This is a genomic window from Devosia sp. A449 (genome assembly GCF_054489375.1).
The window spans coordinates 122,329-143,142 of record NZ_JBTMWU010000005.1 but is presented as its reverse complement, the minus strand read 5'-3'; the positions used below and the strand labels follow the sequence as shown (position 1 = coordinate 143,142).

Genomic DNA, 20,814 nt, shown 5'->3' with positions numbered 1-20,814 from the left:
GCGCGGTTTAACCATCCCAAAGGAAGGCAAAGCCTGGTGGCTGCACCGCACTGGACCCTGCCGGCTGCACCCTATATTGAAGAAACCTTGCAGTTCCGGGGATAATTGTGCCGGAATGACACGATACGCCGGCGCATCCGTAACGGAGAATTAATCGTCGATGGATGCTGACTGGATCACATCACCGAGCGCCCGCCGCGTGCTGCAACACGCCGGGGATTCGCGCCCGGCCTGGCTGTGGTCGCAGGATGGCCTGTTGCTGCTCTGGCAAAATGACGCAGCATCGCTGTTTCTGGCCAAGGTCAAGAAGCATGGGCTGAAGCTGGCGCCGACCGCCGTGCCGATCAAAGGCCAGATGGCGCGCAGCATCAGGCTCGGCTCGATCGGGCGGACCAGCCTTGCCCGCATTCAGTTCCTTGCCGGCGGCAAGCCGGCCTCCAGCACCTGCGCCACTACGCCGCTGGTCTGGCAGGACGGCCAGACCGTGCTGCTGGTGGTGGGGGTCGACCCCATCGCGCCAGAGATCCTGGCGGCAGCCGGCACTGATTCTGAAGGCACGGCCCCCGAGCTGGTCACCAGTGAAGCTGAGTCTGTTCCGGCGGAAGCACCACCGCCGCAGCATGACGACGTAGCGGCTGCCTTGGCCGATGGGGCTGATGACGAACCCGCTCCCGACAACACGGCGCAAGAAGATGCCGTAGAGCGCCCGATCGAATCCGACGACAGCCTCTATGCCCGCGAGCTGGAGAACTGGCGCGAGGCCGACGGCTCGCCGACGCTTGAGCTGGTTGCCGCTGCCTCCCCCGAGGACGCAGAAGAGACCGAATCGCCCGAAGAAACCGAGCGTCCGGCTGGGCCCAGCCGTCTCAGCCAGTTGGTGGACCGTCTGGCGGCCGATGAGGCGCTCTACACGCCGCTGACCGCAGCCGATGATGTGCCTCCCCCCGCGCCCGTAGCGGACGAGCCGGCACCCGTGAGCCTGTTCACCATCACCGGACGCGGCTTTGTGGCTGATGCAGAATTGGGGCCGGAGCAGACCGACGCCGAAGCCGATCTGGCAGATCTGGCGGTGCTCGACGCGGTGGCGGACGAGGCCCCGCCAGTCGCCGATGAACTGCCCCCCGAGCCGGTCGCGGATGCCGATACGGTGGAGCGGGTGTCGCGCTATAATTTCGATGAGCTGTCGCGCATCCTCAATGATCGCGTCGGCGATGCCGCCCCGGCGGCCAAGCCGACCACCGAGCCGGTGCCCGCGCCGACGCGCACCGGGTCCCTGATCAATCTGGGTGGCGAAACGCTGGTGCTCAACCGGCTGCCGCTCGGCATTCTGGTGTTCCGCGACCAGCAGGTGCTGTTCGCTAATCGCGCCATCACCGAAATGGTGGGCTATGATTCGGTGGAGAATTTGCGCGCTGCCGGCCTGGCAGCGGTATTCCCCGCCGCCGGGTCGGAAGGCGACGACGCCGGGCCGGTGAACCATCTGGTGCAGCGCGACGGCACGCTGGTGCCGGTGACCGCGCGGCTGCAGTCAATTTCCTGGCAGGGTCGCCCTGCCCTGATGCTGTCGGCCAGCACGACAGAAGTGCGCACCGGCCATGAAGCCGCGGTCAATGCCTTCGCCCAGAGCTTTGCCGAAATCCGCGGCGATGGCTTTTTCCAAACCAACCGGGCCGGCGTGATCAGCGCCATCACCGCCCGCAGCGCCAGCCTGCTTGGCGCTGACGGCATGCTGGAGGGCAAGCCGCTCTCGGCGCTGGTGGCACCGGGCGAGTTGGCCAATCTGCGTGAATTTCTTGAGCGCCCCGCCCGCTTCGCCGAAACGGCGCGCCCTTGCCTGACGCTGCGGGCCGCCTCGGGCAATGCGGAAATCATCGTGTTCGCGCAGGGCCAAGCTGGCGTCATCACCGGCTATTTCGGCTTTGTGCGGGCCCGTGACCTGTCGCCGCTGAAGCTCAAGGGTCCTGCCGATGCCGATCCGGGCCTTTTGGCGCGGATCAGCCGTGGGGTGCGGCGGCCGCTCAATACCATTATCGGCTTTTCCGATCTGATCCGCTCCGAGGCCTTCGGCGCGCTGCAGAATGAGCGCTATGAAAGCTATGCCGAGGATATCGCCGCGGCCGGCAACGAAATCGCGGCGCTGGTGGATGAGCTGGACGACTACGCCCGGCTGCGCGATGGCCGCTATCTGCCGCATCGCGCCAGCATCGACCTGACCTCGCTGCTCGAAAGCTGCATCATTCGCATTCGCCAGCAGGCCAGCGGCGCGCGGGTCATCGTGCGCAATGCCATTTCGCAGAGCCTGCCGCGCGTCACCGCCGACCGGGCCTCGCTGGCGCAGGCGGTGCTCAACCTGTTGGCTAGCGCTATCGACCAGACCCCGACTGGCGGCGCGGTGGTGATTTCGGCGCAGCATACCGACGAGGGCGGCATTGCCGTGCATGTGCGCGACAGCTCGACCAGCGCGGTGGATATGGCCGAGCGTTTCGTGGTGTTCCGCGATGGCGTCGGCCGGGATGGGCAGATGATGACGCCGGTGCGCTCCAGCGTCGGGCTGGCGCTGACCCGCTCGCTCTTGGCCGTCAACGCCTTCTCGCTTTCGGTCGATCCGGCTGGAGAACAGGGCATGTTGTTCTCGCTGCTCATCCCCGCCGATCTGGTGGAACGCCCAGCTACACCTGAGACGGCGAAATAATCCCTGGGCGGACTGCAGAAAATTAAGTGGAGTGGGGCAATCAGCTAATGGGCTGATACTATTTCATTTTACGCCCGGTTCTTTGAATCATTCCAGACTGCAAGTCTTTGATATCGTTTGGTAATATTGACTCTCATGCCACCATTGTGAGAAAGCGGCTTCACTGCGGGCCTTGACCCCGCCTGACCCGAGAGAAACGCCATGACCAAGACCTCGCGCCTCGCCCTTGCCCTGCTCGGCAGTGTTGCCCTGACCGGCCTCGTTTCCCCCGCCTTCGCCCAGAGCGGCGAAGTCAATATTTACAGCTACCGCGAGCAGAGCCTGCTGCAGCCGCTGCTGGACAAGTTCAGCGAAGAAACCGGGATCAAGGCCAATGTGCTTTACGCCGGCGACGGCCTGCTGGAGCGCGTCGCGGCCGAGGGCGAATTGTCGCCGGCCGACGTGGTGCTGACCGTCGATATCGGCAATCTGGTCGGTGCCGAAGAGCAGGGCCTGACCCAGGAGATCACCACTCCGGTGCTGGACGAGCGCGTGCCGCAGGCCTTCCGCGATGACAATGACAACTGGACCGCATTGTCGCTGCGCGCCCGCGTGTTCTACGTCTCCAAGGATCGCGTCGACGCCACCGCGCTGAGCTATGACGACATCACTGGTCCTGAGTGGAAGGGGCGTCTGTGCACCCGTGCTGGCGACCATGCCTATAATATCGGGCTGATTGCCCAGCGCATCGCCGAGCATGGCCTCGACGAAACCCGGACCTGGCTGACCGGCGTGCGTGACAATCTCGCTTACGCCCCGACCGGCGGCGACCGCGAAGGCGTCAAGAACATCCTGGCCGGGACCTGCGACCTGTCGATCACCAACACCTATTATATGGGTGCGATGCTCAACAACACCGCCGAGCCGGAGCAGAAGGAATGGGCCGCCTCGGCGCGCATCATCTATCCCGACGCTGACGGCGAAGGCACCCAGGTGAACGTGGCCGGCGGCTTCATTGCCAAATATGCCCCGAACGCCGAAAACGCCAACGCACTGATCGCCTTCCTGCTGTCGGACGAAGCCCAGGGCATCTATGCTGACACCAATTACGAATTCCCGGTGGTGCCGTCGGTGTCGCCGTCGGAACTGACGCTGAGCTGGGGCACGCTCAAGCCCGTCAGCACGCCGCTGGTCGAGGTCGCGGCCCACCGCGCCGAAGCCGCTGCGCTTGTCGATGAACTCAAGTTCAACGAAGGTGCGCAAAACTAACACATCGCGCAGCTCGCCTGCGCCGACTGACACGGTGGTTGTTTGACAACGAACGACACGGCATCGCGACGCGAACAGGCCGGCAGGGGATTTTCCCTGCCGGTCGTTCCGTTTTTGCTGGCTGCATTGATGGGCCTGCCGATCATCTGGCTCGGCTGGGCAGCGCTGGCGGCTATCGGTGGCAGCAATGGGTTGGCTGCGACCATGCTGCCGACGGCTTTGCGCGAAACCGGACTGCTGATGGCATCGGTGGGCGTGGTCACCGGCTGCGTCGGCCTGCTCGCCGCCTGGCTGGTGACGCATTACGAATTTCCACTGCGGCGGCTATTCGATTGGGCGCTCGTGTTGCCCTTGGCGGTACCGACCTATCTGGCGGCCTATAGCTATGTCGAGTTCCTCGGCTTTCCCGGGCCAGTGCAGACCCTGCTGCGCTCGTTCAACGGCGCCAAGACGCTGCAGGATTACTGGTTTCCCGATATTCGCAGCAGCTGGGGCGCGGTGATCGTGCTGTCCAGCGTGCTTTACCCCTATGTCTATGTCGCCTGCCGGGCGTTTTTCCTGATGCAGTCGGCCAGCCTCAATATCGCCGCGCGGACCTTGGGCGCCGGCGGCATGCGGACGTTTTTCACCGTGACCCTGCCGCTGTCGCGGCCGGCGCTGGTCGTGGGCGTGACGCTGGCGATGATGGAAGTGGTCAACGATCTGGGCGCCGTCCAATATTTCGGCATCAACGCCATCACCGCGATCATCTATTCCACCTGGATCAACCGCTCCGATTTCGGCGGCGCGGCGCAGCTGGCGGTCACCGTGGTGCTGGTCATCGGCCTGTTGATCGCCGCTGAGCAGCGGGCGCGGCGCGACCGGGTCTATCTGGCGCATCGCGACAGCCGGGTGCCGCCGGCGCGGGAGCCGCTCGCGGGCGGCCGGCGCTGGGCGGCGTTTGTGTTTTGCCTTGCCCTCTTCGGGCTCGGCTTCGGTATTCCGGTGGGCCAGCTGACCTATCTGGCCTTCCGCGTCGTGCTGCCCGAAACCATCGCCATGACCGTTGCCGCGCTGGTGCCGACCATCATCCTGGCCGCGCTGGGCGCAGCAATCACCGTCATTGTCGGGCTGGTGGCGGCCAAGCTGGCGCAGCGCTCCAATTCCAGCGGCCGGGGCGCCATCCGGCTGGCGACTTTGGGCTATGCCATTCCCGGCACGGTGCTGGCGCTGGGGCTGCTGCAGCCGCTGGGTCAGGCCGATCTGTGGTTCAACCGCATGACCATGGCGCTGTTCGACTGGCGTCCGGGGCTGATCCTCAGCGGCTCAATGGCGGCACTGCTCTATGTCTATTCCATCCGCTTTCTGGCGGTCAGCCATTCGACCATCGATGCGGCGATGAAGAAGCGCGGCGATTCCATGCTGCATGCCGGGCGGGTGCTGGGCGAACGCGGGCTGGGCCTGCTGTTCAAGATCGATCTGCCGACGCTGATGCCAGCCCTTTTGAGCGCGGCAACGCTGGTCTTCGTCGAAATCGTCAAGGAATTGCCAGCCACGCTGCTGCTGCGCCCGCTGGGAATCGATACGCTGGCGACGCTGGTTTATATGCGGGCAAATGTCGGACTTTTTGCCCAGGCAGCGCTGCCCGCATTGTTCATTGTGCTGGCGGGGCTGATTCCGGTGATTCTTGCTACGCGGCTGGGTGATCGTAGGAAAGTATAACAAGGCAACCTGCTGCCATGTTAGTGGCGATCCAATATATGTTCGCAATGGACGTTCCAGTTTTGGAACGTCCGGCCGATGGACTGGCTGGCGGCGGCGCCGCCACAATGGGAGCGACCCTATGGACAAGACGTTGCAGGCCTTCGGGCTGGCGCTGGCACTGACGACGGCAATGGCCGGCGTGGCCATCGCTCAGCCGACCGAAGTGCGAATTGGCGTGGCGCTGGAGCCCCCCACGCTCGACCCCACCGCCGGGGCCGCCGAGGCCATCGACATTGTGGTCTATCAGAATGTTTTCGAGGGCCTGACCCGCATCGACCAGAACGGCGCTGTGCAGCCAGGCCTCGCCAGCGACTGGACCATCTCGGATGATGGGCTGACCTACACCTTCAAGCTGCATGACGGCGTGACCTTCCACGACGGCTCCAGCTTCGATGCCGAAGACGTCAAGTTCACCTTCGAGCGCATCCTGGCCGAAGACAGCGTCAACGCCCATCGCGAATTCTACGAGCCGATCACCAGCGTCACCGTGATCGACCCGCTGACCGTCGAACTGACGCTGGACCGCCAGATCGGCCGCTTCCTGTTCGATTTGGGCCGGGGCGACGCGGTGATCGTGGCGCCGGAAAGCGCCGACAACAATGCCAATGACCCCATCGGCACCGGCCCCTTTGCCTTCGTGCAGTGGGACAAGGGCAGCCGGGTGATTCTGGAAGCCTATGGTCCCTATTGGGGCGAGCCGGTGCAGCTGACCAAGGTCAGCTATGTGTTCATCAACGACACCGCGACCATGACCAATGCGCTGCTGGCCGGCGATATCGACGGCACCAATAATTTCGGCCAGGAGGCGCTCGGCGTCTTCGAAGGCAATCCGCAATTTACCATTCTGGCGGGCTCGACCGAAGGCGAAACCATCCTCGGCACCAATAATCGCAAGCCGCCCTTCGACAATCTCAAGGTGCGTCAGGCCATGGCTCATGCCATTGACCGCAAGGCGATCATCGATGGCGCGACCTATGGTTACGGCACGCCGATCGGCAGCGCCTTCGCGCCGCACAACCCCTATTATGTCGATCTGACCGGCACCTATCCCTTCGACATCGAGGCCTCCAAGGCCCTGCTGGCCGAGGCCGGTTATCCCGATGGCTTCAACGCCACGCTAAAGCTGCCGCCGCTGGCCTATGCAAAGCTGTCCGGCCAGATCATTGCCAGCCAGTTCGCCAAGGTCGGCATCAAGCTCGAGCTGATCAATGTCGAGTTCGCGCAGTGGCTTGAGGACGTGTACACCAACAAGGATTTTGACCTCACGATCATCAGCCATGTGGAACCGTTCGACATTGGCAATTACGCCAACCCCGACTACTACTTCGGCTATGACAACCCCGCTTTCCAGGCGCTGATCGAGACCCTTAATGGCACGACCGACGAAACAGAGCGCAAGGCTCTGGCCATCGAGGCACAGACCATCCTCGCCGTGGATGCGGTCAATGGCTATCTGTTCCAGCTGCCACAGACCGGCGTGTGGAACAGCAAGCTCACCGGCATGTGGCAGAACTCGCCCATCGAAGGCCTGGTCCTGCGCGATATCCGCTGGACCGAGTAACTTTCGTTTCGCGCGTGTGAATACCCCCACCCTTGATCCCTCCCCACAAGGGGGAGGGAGACGATGGGGCGACGTTCACTGGCACAATCTAGTCCCGACACCGGACAGGCCTCCCTCCCCCTTGTGGGGAGGGAATGAGGGTGGGGGTGTCATGCCCCGATATTTCGCATGATCCTCTTCGCTTTCCGCCGTTTCCTGGGCTTTGCCGCGACGTTATTCGTCGCGGCACTTGTCGTTTTCTGGCTGCTCGACCTGCTGCCGGGCGATCCGGCCCAATTCATTCTCGGCATCAACGCCACGCCGGAATCAGTGGCGCGGCTGCGGCAACAGCTGGGGCTGGATGCGCCGGCCCATGAGCGCTTCTTCAGCTGGATCTGGGGCATGCTGCAGGGCGACTTTGGCATGAGCACCACCCAGCGCGCGCCAGTGGCAGACCTGATCTGGGGCCGGCTCGGCGTGACGCTGCCGCTCTCGGTCTTTGCCATGGTCATCTCCATGGTGGTGGGCCTGCCACTCGGCATTCTGGCGGCACGGCGGCGCGGCAAGCTGCTGGATACGGCCATCATGGTCACCGCCCAGACCGGCATCGCCATTCCCAATTTCTGGTTCGGCATGCTGCTGACGCTGCTGTTTGCCGTCACCCTGCGCTGGTTGCCGCCGGGTGGCTTCACCCCCTGGCATGAAAACCCGACCCTGGCGCTCCGCGGGTTGATCCTGCCCAGCCTGGCGCTGGCACTGCCACAAGCATCCATTCTGGCGCGGGTGATGCGCACCGCGCTGGTCGATGTTACCGGCCAGGACTATATCCGCACCGCGCGCGCCAAGGGGCTGACCATGGGCGAGGCGGTGTGGCGGCATGGCGTGCGCAATGCGCTGCTGCCGGTGCTGACCATTCTGGGCCTGCAATTCGCCTATCTGGTGGCCGGCACCATCATCGTCGAAAACGTGTTCTACCTGCCTGGCCTGGGCCGCCTGATCTTCACCGCCATTTCCGAGCGCGACCTGATCCTGGTGCGCGGCGCCACCATCATTCTCATCGTTGCGGTGACCGCTACCATGCTGCTGACCGACATCGCCTATGCGCTGGTCGACCCGCGCCTGCGCGAAAGGAGCGCGCCATGATCAAGCGCCTGCTGGCCCATCCCAGCCTGGTTATCGGCCTCGTCGCCACGCTGCTCTTCGTCGCCATCGGGCTGGTCTCGCTGGTGTGGACACCCTACCCCATCGACGAGATCGATATCCCGCGCCGCTTCCTCGCCCCCGGCGGCGAACATTGGCTGGGCACCGACAATTTGGGCCGCGACATGGCCTCGCTGCTCATGGCCGGCACCTGGACCAGCTTTCTCGTCGCCGCCATCGCCGTGGCCATCGGCGCCGGCATCGGCGTGCCGCTGGGGCTGGCGGCTGCCGCCTGGGGCGGGCCGGTCGAATGGCTGGTGCTGCGGTTTTCCGATTTCCTGTTTGCTTTTCCGGCCGTGGTTGTCGCCATCCTGATCACCACACTGGTCGGCCCCAGCGCCATCAACGCCATCATCGCCATCGGCATTTTCAACATTCCGGTCTTTGCCCGGGTGGCGCGCGGCGGGGCGCTCAGCATCGCCACGCTGGATTTCGTCGCGGCCGGGCGGCTGGCCGGGCTGGGCAATGCCGGCATCGCCTATCGCCATCTGCTGCCCAACATCATGAGCCTGATCATCGTGCAGGGCACCATCCAGCTTTCGCTCGGCATTCTGGCTGAAGCCGGGCTGAGCTATATCGGGCTGGGCACCCAGCCACCGGCCACCAGCCTCGGGCTGATGCTGCGCGACGCACAGGGGCTGTTCCTGCTGCATCCCTGGCTGACACTGGTGCCGGGCCTCTGCATCGTGCTCATCGTCATCGCGCTCAATATTGCCGGCGACGGCTTGCGCGACGCCATCGATCCCCGCCTGCGGCAAGGAAATCCCAATGTCCTTACTTGAGGTATCCGGGCTCTCGGTGCGCTTCGGCACCAGCGCAGCCGTGGCCGATGTCAGCTTTACCCTGCAGCGCGGCGAGCGCTTCGGCATTATCGGCGAAAGCGGCTCAGGCAAAACGCTGACCGCCCTGGCCATCTCCGCCCTGCTGCCCGAAGGCGCAGTGATGGGCGGCACGATTCTGCTCGATGGCGTGCCCCTGCCCCAAGGCGAGAAAGAAATGGCGCGGCTGCGCGGCCAGCGCATTGGCATGGTGTTTCAGGAGCCGATGACGGCGCTCAATCCGCTGATGCGGGTGACCGACCAGATCGAGGAATCGATCCGGCTCAACACCGCCCATGGCGCCACCCAGTTCGAAGTGCCGGCGCTGCTCAAGGAAGTGGGGCTGGAACTCAAGCATGGCGACCGCTTCGCGCATCAGCTCTCGGGCGGACAACGCCAGCGGGTGATGATCGCCATGGCTTTGGCCAGCCGGCCGGACATCTTGATTGCCGACGAGCCGACCTCGGCGCTGGATTTGATCACCCAGCGCACCGTGCTCGATCTGATCGCCGAAATCTGTACGCGGCGGCGCATGGCGCTGTTGTTCATCAGCCACGATCTCAAGGCGGTCGGCGCGCTGTGTACGCGGGTCGCGGTGATGCACAAGGGCCGACTGATCGAGACCGGCCCGTCCGCCTCGGTGTTTTCCGCCCCCCAGCAGGTCTATACGCAAAAGCTGGTGGCCGCCTCGCGCTTTGACGTGCGGGCGCTGGAGCGCCCACCACTGGGCGAAACACTGCTCACCGTCGACCGGATCACCCGCGACTATCGGCAGGGCGGCGCGCTGTTCTGGCCCGACAAGCCATTGCGCGCGGTTAATGAAGCCAGCTTCTCCATCGCCCGTTCGGAATGTCTGGCGCTGGTAGGCCCCTCGGGTTGCGGCAAGACCACGCTGGCCAAGATCATTGTCGGGCTGGATCGGGCGACCGCCGGCGAGGTGCGACTGGCGGGAACCGCCTATCACGGCTCGGACCTGCCCAAACCGCTGCGCCGCGACATTTCACTGGTGTTTCAGGACCCGTTCGGCAGCTTCAACCCCCGCCTGACCGTCGCCGCCTCGGTGGGCGAACCGCTGCGGCTGGAGCCCGGACTGAGCCCCGAAACCGTCCGGGCGCGGCTGGTGGAGGCCGTCGAAGCCGTGGGGCTCGATGAGGCCATGCTGGCGCGCTATCCGCACGAGTTTTCCGGCGGGCAGCGGCAGCGGCTGGCGATTGCCAGGGCGCTGGTGACCAAGCCCAAGCTGCTGGTACTGGATGAACCAGTCTCGGCGCTCGACGTGTCGGTGCGCGGCGAAGTGCTGGCGCTATTGGCGCGCCTACAGGCCGATTTCGGCCTGACCTATCTGATCATCAGCCACGACCTCGACATGGTCGCCGCCATCGCCGACCGGGTGCTGGTGATGGACGCTGGCCGGATTGTCGAAGAAGGCAAGCCCGTGCAGATTTTCGAAGCCCCGCAGCATCGCCTGACCCAGGATCTGGTGGCCGCGCGCCTGCCCGAGATCGGCTAGGACTTCCCGCGGACTGGGCCCGCGGGAAGATAAACTCGGTGCTACTGCACCGTCACTCCGGCCGCCTCGATTACCGGGGCCCAGCGCGCCACTTCCGACGCCACATGCGCCGCCAGTTCCTCCGGCGTGGAGCCGACGACGATGGCGCCGACGCCGGCCAGGCGTTCCTTGACCGCCGGATCATTGACCGCCGCGACGGCCGCCGCATTGAGCTTGGCGACCACCTCGGGCGGCGTGCCGGCAGGAGCGAATAACGCGTTCCAGGTGTTGGTTTCATAACCGGGAACGCCGGCCTCATCCATGGTCGGCACATCGGGGAAGCTGGCGGCGCGTTCCAGCGTCGTCACCGCCAAAGCCCGCAGCGTGCCGGCCTTCATATGCTCGGTGGCCGAGGGCAGATTGTCGAAGATGATCGGCACCGCCCCCGAAATGGCATCGACCAGCGCCGGACCGGAGCCCTGATAGGGCACGTGAACCATGTCGGTGCCAGTCATCGACTTGAACAATTCGCCCGACAGATGCAGCGGCGTGCCATTGCCCGACGAGGCGTAAAGATGGGTTTCCGGCTCGGCCTTGAGCAGGGCGATCAGCTCTTCGACGGTCTGTGCCGGAAACTCCGGATTGACCAGCAGCACATTGGGCACCGTGACCAATAGCGAGATCGGGGCGAAGTCGGCGGACGGATCGAACGGCGGCGTGGCGTAGAGCGAGGCGCTCAGCGCGTGGGTAGCGATGGTGCCCATCAGGATGGTGTAGCCATCGGGTGCGGCATCGGCCACCGCCGTGGCGCCAAGAACGCCGCCGGCGCCGGCCTGATTGACCACCAGCACGGTCTGGCCGAGCTGGGTGCTCATCGCTTCGGCAACGATGCGGCCGACCAGATCGGTCGAGCCACCGGCGGCGAACGGGACCACCATATTGATCGGCTTGTTGGGAAAGTCCTGCGCGGTGACCGGCGCAGCGACGGCGAGCGCCCCGGCCATGGCCAGGGTGACGAACAAGGATTTCATGCGGTTCCTCCAAAGCAGCCAAACCGGAAGTCACCACCCCCGGTTTTGGTTCCCTGCCTTCGGCGGAATTTTACCCCTCAGAGCAGCCCGATATAGCTGCCGAATGGCTCCAGATCGAGTTCCCCATCCAGCGGCGCGGCGATGACGCCGGGGCACCCCGCATCATGCGGCGTCAGCCCCTCAGGCAGCGCAAATTCGGCAGCGCTTTCGCCCATGTTGAAGACACACAACAACCGCTCCTCGGTCGTTTCACGGATAAAGGCGAGCACATTGCCCGGCGCATCCAACAGCCGAATACTGCCCTTGGCCAGCGCCGGATGAGACCGGCGGAATTTCAGCAGCGCGCGGTAAAACTCCAGCACCGAGCCATCAATGCCGTCCTGCGTATCGACAGCATGCAGCAGATGTTCAGCCGGCACCGGCAGCCAGGTGCGGTTGGCGGTGGAGAAGGCGCCATTGGCGGCATGCGCCTGCCACACCATCGGGGTGCGGCAACCGTCGCGCCCCTTGAACTGCGGCCAGAACTCGATGCCATAGGGGTCCACCAGATCCTCAAAGGCCAGCTCGGCCTCCTTGAGGCCCAGTTCCTCGCCCTGGAACAGGCAGACCGAACCGCGCATCGCCAGCAGCAGAGTCGCGGTGAGCCGGGTGAAGGCGGCCTCCTGCCCATGCACCGCCCAGCGGCTGATATGGCGCACCACGTCGTGATTGGAAAAGGCGAGGCAAATCCAGCCATCGGGCGCGGCGGCTTCGGTGGCGGCAATCGAGGCCTTGAAATGCTCGGCGGAAAAGGCCCCGCCGAGATAGTCGAAGGTATAGGCCATGTGCAGATGGTTATCGCCCGAGGTGTATTGGGCCATGATCTCAAGCTGGTGCTGGCTGTCACCGATTTCGCCGACCGTGGTCTTGCCCGGATATTCGTCGATCAGCGCCCGCAGGCGCGTCAGGAAAACGAGGTTCTCCGGCCGCGACTTGTCGAAGAGATGTTCCTGGAAATTATAGGGGTTCACCGCCGGCGCGGTCGAGGCGTTGAAGTCCTCCGGCTTGACCACCGGATTGGATTCCAGCCCCAGCGAGCAGAAATAGAAATTGACGGTATCGAGGCGGAAGCCATCGACGCCGCGCTCCAGCCAGAAGCGCATATCGCCCAGCAGCGCATCCTGCACATCGACATTGTGGAAGTTCAGATCCGGCTGCGAGACCAGAAAATTATGCAGATAATACTGCATGCGCCGGCTATCCCACTGCCAGGCCGAGCCGCCGAAAATCGAGAGCCAATTATTGGGCGGAGTGCCATCGGGCTTGGGGTCGGCCCAGACATACCAGTCGGCGCGCGGATTGGTTCGCGACTGCCGGCTTTCGGCAAACCAGGCATGCTTGTCCGACGAGTGCGAAATCACCTGATCGATGATCACCTTGAGGCCGAGCGAATGGGCCTTCTGCACCAGCCGGTCGAAATCCTCCAGCGTACCGAAACTGGGGTCGATGCCGCGGTAGTCCGAGACGTCGTAGCCGAAATCCTTCATCGGCGAGGTGAACACCGGCGACAGCCAGATGGCGTCGACACCGAGATCGGCCACGTAATCGAGCCGGCTGGTGATGCCGACCAGATCGCCGACGCCATCGCCATTCTGATCCTGAAACGAGCGCGGGTAGATCTGGTAGATCACCGCGCCGCGCCACCAGTCCCTGTCGACCTCGGGTTCCTCGATCGTCTTGGGCTCGGTCATCATGGTGTTGGCAGACATGTCGATCTCCGAGGAAGGTGAAGCAGGCGTCAGGCAGCGCCGTGGCAGCGCTTGTATTTCAGACCAGAACCGCAGGGGCATGGATCGTTGCGACCGAAAGCGTCGCTGCGGATCGGGGTTTGCGCCGCCGTCAGGCGATGAGCACGATAAAGCGTGGCGACGATTTCGGGAATGATCTGCGGCGCGTCGTTGACGAAGGCAATATATTCGGGATCGTTCTGTTCGGCTTCGTCCAGATCGGGGTCGGTGGCGCCCAGCAGCGTCATGATGGCAAAAGCCGCTTCCTGGGCCTGCGATTCCTGGCGGCTCTTGAGCAGCTTTTGCCAGCCGCCGAGGCGCAGGCTCATCGCCGTTTCAAAGCCCACAACCCAGATTTCCCAGAGGATGTCGGTTTCGTCGTCGTCATCGACTTCGTAAAGCGGCTCGTAGCGCGCTTCGGCCAGTTCCGCAGTGATTTCGTCATGGCGCGCGGTAACCAGCGCGATGAGTTCGGCCTGATCGACGCCCGGCACATCGAAGTCCTGGTCGCCCCAAACCAGAGGCAGCCATTCTTCGGGCGCGATGGGTTCGGGCGAAGTGGCGACGCCGCAGAGGAAGCCATCGAGCTGGCTCAAGGTCATGCTTTCATCGCCAAGTTCGATGAGCATGCTGTCGAGGCGGAGCAGGCTTTCTGGCAGTTCGGCGAGTTCGTCCACGGGTAGTCCGATCAGTGGGAGGGCAGATTGTTATGATCTGCCCTCCCACTGGCGCAAAAGCAACGGGCTCAACGCGTATTGTGCAGCAACCCCTGAAATGCCCGGTAGCTGGATTTCGGCGTGCGCTGCTGGGTTTCGTAGTCGACATGCACAATGCCGAAGCGCTTGTTGTAGCCCTCGGCCCATTCGTAATTGTCGAGCAGCGACCAGGCGAAATAGCCGCGCACATCGGCGCCCTGCTCGCGCGCAGTCAGCACCGCCTTGAGGTGGTCCTCGTAATATCGCACCCGGCGCGGATCGTCATTGCCCTCCACTTCGGCCATGCCGTTCTCGGTGACGTAAAGCGGGATCTTGGTATATTCATTGGAGACGCGGACCAGCAGGTCGCTCAGCCCCTGTGGGTAGATTTCCCAGCCCATTTCGGTCTGTTCGAGCGGACCTTTGACCTGCTGGACCACCATGCCTCCGGGCTCGCCCGCCTTGTAGATGCCGCGCGTGTAATAATTGATGCCCAGCCAATCGAGCGGGCGCGACACCACTTCCATGTCTGCCTGATAGTTTGCCGGCAGGTGCTCACCCAGCCAGTTGGTCACCACCTCGGGATATTGCCCCTTGAGTACGCCGCCGAGATACCAGCGGTTGAACAGCGCATCGCCCAGATCCAGCGCGGCGAGGTCTGCCGGACTGTCGGACGCCGCCTCGGATTTTTCGAGGTTGAGCACGATGCCCAGATTTTTCGCGCCATTGGCCCGCAGCGCATCGATGGCGGTGCCATGGGCATAGAGCACGTGGTGCATGGCGCGCGCCGTCGCGCGCAGATCGCGATAGCCGGGGGCATGAATGCCAAGGAAATGGCTGAGGAAAGCGACGCACCACGGCTCGTTGATGGTTGCCGTCGCGTGAAGCCGGTCGCCGAATTTCTCCGCCACCAGCGCCGCATAATCGCCGAACCAGCCGGCGATATCGCGGTTCATCCAGCCGCCCTTGTCCTGCAGCGCCGAGGGCAGGTCCCAATGATACAGCGTGGCGAAGGGCTTGATATCGCGGGCCAGCATGCCATCGATCAGCCGGTCATAATAGTCGAACCCGGCCTGGTTGATGGCGCCGGTGCCCTCGGGCATTAGCCGCGGCCAGGCGAAGGAAAAGCGGTAGCCATCAAAGCCGCCATCGCGGATCAGATCGAGATCAGCCGGCCACAGCTCATAATGATTGCAGGCGTCGCGGCCGGTGTCGCCATTGTGGACATTGCCCGGGGTGGCCGAGAAACTGTCCCAGATCGAAGGCCCGCGCCCGTCACGCTGCCCACCCTCGATCTGATAGGCGGCGGTGGCGACGCCAAAGGTAAATTGCGGGCCGAAATCCTTGCGCTCAATGGAAAACATGCACACTCCTCTGGCCGGCGTTCGCCGTAATGGAGCTAGCCAATTAGCGCAGGCAGAAGGCTTATGCAATCGATTGCATAAAAAAACCATCAGCTCCGCAGGCCGGGCCGCGCCACGAGGATGGCTTGCGCAATAGCCCGGAATGCGGCCGCTTCCGCGCCATCGGGCGCAGCAGCAACCGGCGGCTGGCCGGCATCGGAGCCTTCGCGGATCGACATCACCAGCGGCACCGCGCCGAGGAAATCCATCTTGAGATCAGCCGCCGCCTGTTCCGCCCCGCCGCTACCGAAAATATCGTAGCGGGCGCCGGTATCAGGGGCGATGAAATAGCTCATATTTTCGACCAGTCCGAGCAGCGGCACATTGAGCCGGTGCAGCATGTCGATGGCCTTCTTGGCGTCGATCAGCGCCAGGTCCTGCGGCGTCGAGACGATGACCACGCCATCGACCACCGCCTGCTGGAACAGCGAAATATGAATGTCGCCGGTTCCGGGCGGCAGGTCGATGACCAGAATATCGAGCCCGCCCCAATCGGTTTCGCGCAGCAGCTGGCGTAGCGCCGAGGTGGCCATCGGGCCGCGCCACACCACCGCCTGATCCTTGGTCAGCATCGAGCCGATCGACATGACCTTGAGCCCGAAGGCCTCATGCGGCGCAAAAATCCCGTCCTCCCGCACCGTGGGCTGGCCGTCGATCCCGAGCAGGCGCGGCAGCGAGGGGCCATAGAGATCGGCGTCGAGCATGCCGACCCGCAAGCCCTCGGCCTGCAGCGCCAGCGCGATGTTGACGGCAGTGGTGGACTTGCCGACCCCGCCCTTGCCCGAACCCACGGCGATGATGTGCTTGATGCCGGGCACAGCGGTTTTGCCGGCAGCCACCGGCTTGCCATGGGAGAAGGTCGGACCGGCCTTGGGCGGCGCCTTGCCGCCGGTCAGCGACACCATGATCTTGCGGGTGCCGGCAACCTGTTGCGCCACCAGTTGCGCCTGCTCGCGGGCCGGGCCGAAGGCGGCCTCCATGCCCGGCGCCACCGCGATGGCAAAAGCCACCGCCGAAGGCGTCACGATGATGTCGGAGAGGCCACCATAGCCAGCCAGATCACCACCGCCCGGAATTTCCACGGCAGCGAGGGCAGACTTGATGGCGGCGGCGAGTTCAGTATCGGCCATGGGACCTCATTGCGCTGGGCGCGCTTCCCAGGCCAAAACGAGTGAGCGGTGCCGACACATGCGGCAACCAAGAAGGGATCACGGACCCCTCATCCGCCCCTATGGGGCACCTTCTCCCCTGCGGGGGAGAAGGCAGAGAGTAGTTCAACCCTTAGAGGATCGACTGGCCGGTGGCCTTCCAATCCTTGAGGAAGCCTTCGATGCCGGCATTGGTCAGCGGGTGATCGGCAAGCTTGCGGATCACCGCCGGCGGAATGGTGGCAACATCGGCGCCGGCCAGCGCGACCTGGGTCACGTGGTTGGGCGAACGGATCGAGGCAGCCAGGATTTCGGTATCGAAAGCGTAGTTGTCGTAGATGATCCGGATATTCTCGATCAGTTCGACGCCATCGAGATTGATGTCATCCAGACGCCCCAGGAACGGCGAGATATAGGTCGCGCCGCATTTGGCGGCGAGCAGCGCCTGATTGGCCGAGAAGCACAGCGTGACGTTGGTCTTGATGCCGCGTTCCTTGAAGGTCTTGGTGGCCTTGAGGCCGGCCAGGGTCAGCGGCACCTTGACGACGACGTTCTCGGCCAGCGCGGCGAGCACGGTGCCTTCGGCGATCATGCCGTCATAGTCGAGCGCCGCAACCTCAGCCGAAACCGGGCCGGGAACAATGCCGCAGATCTCCTTGACGACTTCCTTGAAGTCGCGGCCGGACTTGGCGATCAGCGACGGGTTGGTGGTAACACCGTCAAGGAGGCCGGTCTCGTAGAGCTCCTTGATGTCCTTGATTTCCGCAGTATCGACGAAGAACTTCATGGTTCTCTCCTATATGGCTTTAAGTCAGATGTAGCACGGCAAAGCCCTGCTACAAGGGCGGACAACAGCGTTATTTGATGGCAGCCAGCATGGCGTCGGCCAGGTCACCAACCCGATCTTCGGGGATGCCGGCAACATTGATGCGACTGTCACCAATCATATAGACGCCGTTGGCGGCTTTAAGGTGTTCCACGACTGAATTTTCCAGCCCGAGCAGCGAAAACATGCCGCGATGATCGGCGATAAAATCGAAATCCTTGGAGTTGGAGCGCTGGCGAATGGCCTCGCTGAGCTTCTCGCGCAGGCGGATCATGCGGCCCCGCATGGCGTTCAGCTCAGTCTCCCACTCGGCCCGCAAGTCGGGGTCTTCGAGGATGGTGCGGATGATTTCGGCACCATGATCGGGCGGCTGGCTATAGGCGCCACGGATGATGTTGAGCAGCTGCGACTGAGCGATGTCCGCCTGCGCCGCATCGCGGGCGATCAGGATGGCCGCGCCGACGCGTTCGCGGTAGAGGCCGAAATTCTTCGACCCCGAAAAAGCGATCAGCGCCTCAGGAACCGAGGCAATCACCTTGCGGGTGCCATAGGCATCTTCAAGCAACCCATCGCCGAAGCCGAGATAGGCCAGGTCGATAAAGGGCAGCGCGCCGGTACGAGCGAGGCTGGCGGCAACCTGATCCCACTGCGCATTGGTGAGGTTGGCACCGGTCGGATTGTGGCAGCAGCCATGCAGCAGCACCACATCGTCCTTGCCCAGCTTATCCAGCGCCGCCAGCATTTCGGCAAATTTGACGCCGCGCGTCTCGGTGTCGAAATAGGGATAGGTCTTGACCTCAAGCCCCGAATTCTGGGCAATCGGATTGTGGTTCGGCCAGGTAGGATCGGAGACCCAGACCGTGGTGCCGGGGCGGGCGCGGTTGACCAACTGCATCAGCACCCAGAGCGAACCCGTGCCGCCCGGCGCCTGCGCAATACGAACCCGGCTTCGGTCGACACTATCGGCCAGCGCCAGATCGAGCACGGCGGCGCCATAGCCCTTGTTCCCGGCAATGCCGAGATAGGTCTTGGTCTTGCCTTCCGACAGGATTTTCTGCTCGGCCTTTTTCACCGAACTCATGATCGGGGTGGTGCCCGCTTCGTCCTTATAGACGCCGACCCCGAGGTCGATCTTGGTGGGACGCGGGTCTGCCGCGTATTCGCCCATGAGCGCCAAAATCTTGTCGCCGGGGGCCTTGGAGAGGGTCTCGAACATGTCAGGTTTGTTCCTGGAAAAAGGCAGGGTCTTTATAGGCGGCGGCGTAATTTTTGCAATGCGGGGAACGCCAGCGGCGCCCTCAAAATCGCTGGTTCAGCGTGACACGCCCAACCGATCCAGCTCCGCCAGCAATTGCGGAATGATCTCAAACAGATCGCCGATCAGCGCCACATCGGCCAACTTGACCAGCGGCGCTTCGGCATCATTGTTGATGGCGATGATGGTCTTGGCGCCCTGAATGCCGGCCAGATGCTGCAGCGCCCCGGAAATGCCGATGGCGATATAGAGATCGGGGGCGATGATCTGGCCGGTCTGGCCGATTTGCCAGTCATTGGGGGCGTAGCCGGCATCAACCGCCGCGCGGGTGGCGCCAATCGCCGCGCCGAGTTTTTTGGCCAGCGTTTCAATCAGTTGGAAATTCTCGGCCGACCCCAGCGCCACGCCACCGCCAACCACCACCTGCGCCGTCGCCAGATCGGGCGTATCGCTTTCGGTGCGATGCTCGGCGAGCAGCCGCACGGCGGAAGCCACCGGACTATCAATGGCTTCGATCGGCGCTGCATTGCCTGTTGCCGCCGGGCGGAAGGCCGAGGCGCGCAAAGTCAGCAAATGCTTGGGCTGGTTATCGGTCAGGGTCTGGATGGCGTTGCCGGCATAGATCGGCCGCTCGAACCGATTGGGACCGAGAATCGCCACCACATCCGTCACCGGCATCAGATCGAGCTGCGCCGCCAGGCGCGGTATGACATCCTTGCCCACCGAACCGGCGCTGGCGACAACGTAGTCATAGCCCGGCGCCAGTGACGCCAGCACGCTGCTGACGCCATCCGCCACCAGCTCGCCCTTGGCCGTCAACACCCTCACCACCCCGGCAAGGCCAGCCGCAGCTTCAGCTGCACCGCCCACCTCATTCGCCATGACGAGCACCGTGACCGGGCCCAATGCACCAGCCGCCGCCACAATGCGGGCCGTGGACGGCGACAACACGCCGCGATCATGATCGGCAAGAACCAGCACGCTCATCACAACGCCTCCAACTGCGACACCGTGGTGGCAATGCTCGTGGCTAGCTCGGACACCGAACTCACCGTCTTTCCGGGCACCCGCTCGGGCGGCGGGGATATTTTCTCCACCGTCAGCCGCGGCGCCAGATCGACGCCAAATTCGGCGGCAGGACGAACAGCAAGCGGCTTGGAGCGCGCCTTCATCACCATCGGCAGCGCCGCATTGCGCGGCGAATTGAGCCGCAGGTCGGCAGTGACGATGGCGGGCAGCGGCAGCGCCAGCGTCTGTCGCCCGGAATCGACCTCGCGGGTGACTTCCAATCCCGCCCCGACAATTTTGATCTCGGAGGCGAAGGTCGCCTGCGGGCGATTGGTCAGCGCGGCCAGCATCTGGCCGACATGATTACTGTCATCGTCGACGGCCTGCTTGCCCAGCAACACCAGCTCGGGCGCTTCCTCTTCCACCACTTTGGCCAGCAGCTTGGCGATGGCGAGGGTTTCCAGCGCGGCGTCGGTTTCGATCAGGATGCCGCAATGGGCGCCCATGGCCAGCGCGCTCAGAATGACGTCGGTGGCGGCTTTCGGGCCGATGGAGACGACGACAATTTCATCGCCCTGCCCGGCCTCGGCCAGTTGCACAGCCGCTTCCACGGCATGCTTGCAGAACGGGTTCATCGACAAGCGCACGCCGGCGGTTTCAACGCCGCTGCCATCGGCCCGCACCCGAATCCGGACGGCGTGATCGACGACGCGCTTGATGGCGACCAGGATTTTCATGATGGGCTCCAATCTGCTGGGTTCATGTCAAACTTGGCCAGGACCGGCAAGCCGCGCCGGGGGAATTTTGACCCATGGACGAGGGCGTTGTTGGAAATTGCTGCCGATCCGTCGCGACGGCTCCAACAAGCACGATGTCATCCCGGCCTTGAGCCGGGACCCATCCTGAAATGGACCGACCGGCGCAATCTCGACAGACTGATGGGCCGGCGAAA

General features: G+C 63.9%; 16 protein-coding genes. 7 read left to right on the top strand and 9 right to left on the bottom strand.

All coding sequences use genetic code 11. The annotated features are described in order from the left end of the window. Window positions 1-160: 160 nt before the first annotated feature. The 7 genes from ACX3OW_RS14820 (at window position 161) to ACX3OW_RS14790 (ending at window position 10,751) form a co-directional block, all read left to right on the top strand. Window positions 161-2,692, top strand: a complete 2,532-nt coding sequence (locus ACX3OW_RS14820; RefSeq protein ID WP_459096565.1) for a histidine kinase dimerization/phospho-acceptor domain-containing protein — start codon at window positions 161-163, stop codon at window positions 2,690-2,692. Between the two features lie 201 nt (window positions 2,693-2,893). Continuing rightward, complete coding sequence (locus ACX3OW_RS14815; protein WP_459096564.1) at window positions 2,894-3,940, top strand: extracellular solute-binding protein; 1,047 nt, start codon at window positions 2,894-2,896, stop codon at window positions 3,938-3,940. A gap of 42 nt (window positions 3,941-3,982) precedes the next feature. Then, complete coding sequence (locus ACX3OW_RS14810) at window positions 3,983-5,641, top strand: ABC transporter permease (protein ID WP_459096563.1); 1,659 nt, start codon at window positions 3,983-3,985, stop codon at window positions 5,639-5,641. Between the two features lie 121 nt (window positions 5,642-5,762). After that, window positions 5,763-7,244, top strand: coding sequence for an ABC transporter substrate-binding protein (locus tag ACX3OW_RS14805; protein ID WP_459096562.1), 1,482 nt, complete (start codon window positions 5,763-5,765; stop codon window positions 7,242-7,244). A 168-nt stretch (window positions 7,245-7,412) separates the two neighbouring features. Then, complete coding sequence (locus ACX3OW_RS14800; protein ID WP_459096561.1) at window positions 7,413-8,366, top strand: ABC transporter permease; 954 nt, start codon at window positions 7,413-7,415, stop codon at window positions 8,364-8,366. Continuing rightward, entirely contained in the window at window positions 8,363-9,205 is an 843-nt protein-coding gene (locus ACX3OW_RS14795) for an ABC transporter permease (RefSeq protein ID WP_459096560.1), read from the top strand. Before ACX3OW_RS14800 ends, ACX3OW_RS14795 begins: the two co-directional genes overlap by 4 nt. Beyond that, complete coding sequence (locus tag ACX3OW_RS14790; protein WP_459096559.1) at window positions 9,192-10,751, top strand: dipeptide ABC transporter ATP-binding protein; 1,560 nt, start codon at window positions 9,192-9,194, stop codon at window positions 10,749-10,751. Before ACX3OW_RS14795 ends, ACX3OW_RS14790 begins: the two co-directional genes overlap by 14 nt. A gap of 41 nt (window positions 10,752-10,792) precedes the next feature. On the opposite strand, the gene ACX3OW_RS14785 is transcribed toward ACX3OW_RS14790, so the two are convergent. The 9 genes from ACX3OW_RS14785 to ACX3OW_RS14745 form a co-directional block, all read right to left on the bottom strand. Continuing rightward, complete coding sequence (locus ACX3OW_RS14785; protein ID WP_459096558.1) at window positions 10,793-11,761, bottom strand: Bug family tripartite tricarboxylate transporter substrate binding protein; 969 nt, start codon at window positions 11,759-11,761, stop codon at window positions 10,793-10,795. 77 nt (window positions 11,762-11,838) lie between these two features. Beyond that, window positions 11,839-13,494 carry a beta-galactosidase BglA gene (bglA, locus tag ACX3OW_RS14780; RefSeq protein ID WP_459096731.1) on the bottom strand — a complete coding sequence of 552 codons (1,656 nt, stop codon included), beginning with the start codon at window positions 13,492-13,494 and terminating at the stop codon, window positions 11,839-11,841. Window positions 13,495-13,538: 44 nt separating this feature from the next. After that, on the bottom strand, window positions 13,539-14,204 hold the full coding sequence (locus tag ACX3OW_RS14775; RefSeq protein WP_459096557.1) for a UPF0149 family protein: 666 nt from the start codon (window positions 14,202-14,204) through the stop codon (window positions 13,539-13,541). A 68-nt stretch (window positions 14,205-14,272) separates the two neighbouring features. Beyond that, entirely contained in the window at window positions 14,273-15,586 is a 1,314-nt protein-coding gene (locus ACX3OW_RS14770) for a GH1 family beta-glucosidase (protein WP_459096556.1), read from the bottom strand. 89 nt (window positions 15,587-15,675) lie between these two features. Further along, a complete protein-coding gene (locus tag ACX3OW_RS14765) occupies window positions 15,676-16,755 on the bottom strand; it encodes an Mrp/NBP35 family ATP-binding protein (protein ID WP_459096555.1) in 1,080 nt (359 codons plus the stop codon). Window positions 16,756-16,906: 151 nt separating this feature from the next. Beyond that, window positions 16,907-17,560, bottom strand: a complete 654-nt coding sequence (gene fsa / locus ACX3OW_RS14760; protein ID WP_459096554.1) for a fructose-6-phosphate aldolase — start codon at window positions 17,558-17,560, stop codon at window positions 16,907-16,909. A 70-nt stretch (window positions 17,561-17,630) separates the two neighbouring features. Then, window positions 17,631-18,815: an amino acid aminotransferase gene (locus ACX3OW_RS14755; protein WP_459096553.1), complete on the bottom strand. Its 1,185-nt coding sequence runs from the start codon at window positions 18,813-18,815 to the stop codon at window positions 17,631-17,633. 96 nt (window positions 18,816-18,911) lie between these two features. After that, window positions 18,912-19,841 carry an electron transfer flavoprotein subunit alpha/FixB family protein gene (locus tag ACX3OW_RS14750; RefSeq protein ID WP_459096552.1) on the bottom strand — a complete coding sequence of 310 codons (930 nt, stop codon included), beginning with the start codon at window positions 19,839-19,841 and terminating at the stop codon, window positions 18,912-18,914. After that, a complete protein-coding gene (locus tag ACX3OW_RS14745) occupies window positions 19,841-20,599 on the bottom strand; it encodes an electron transfer flavoprotein subunit beta/FixA family protein (protein WP_459096551.1) in 759 nt (252 codons plus the stop codon). Before ACX3OW_RS14745 ends, ACX3OW_RS14750 begins: the two co-directional genes overlap by 1 nt. Window positions 20,600-20,814: the final 215 nt, after the last annotated feature.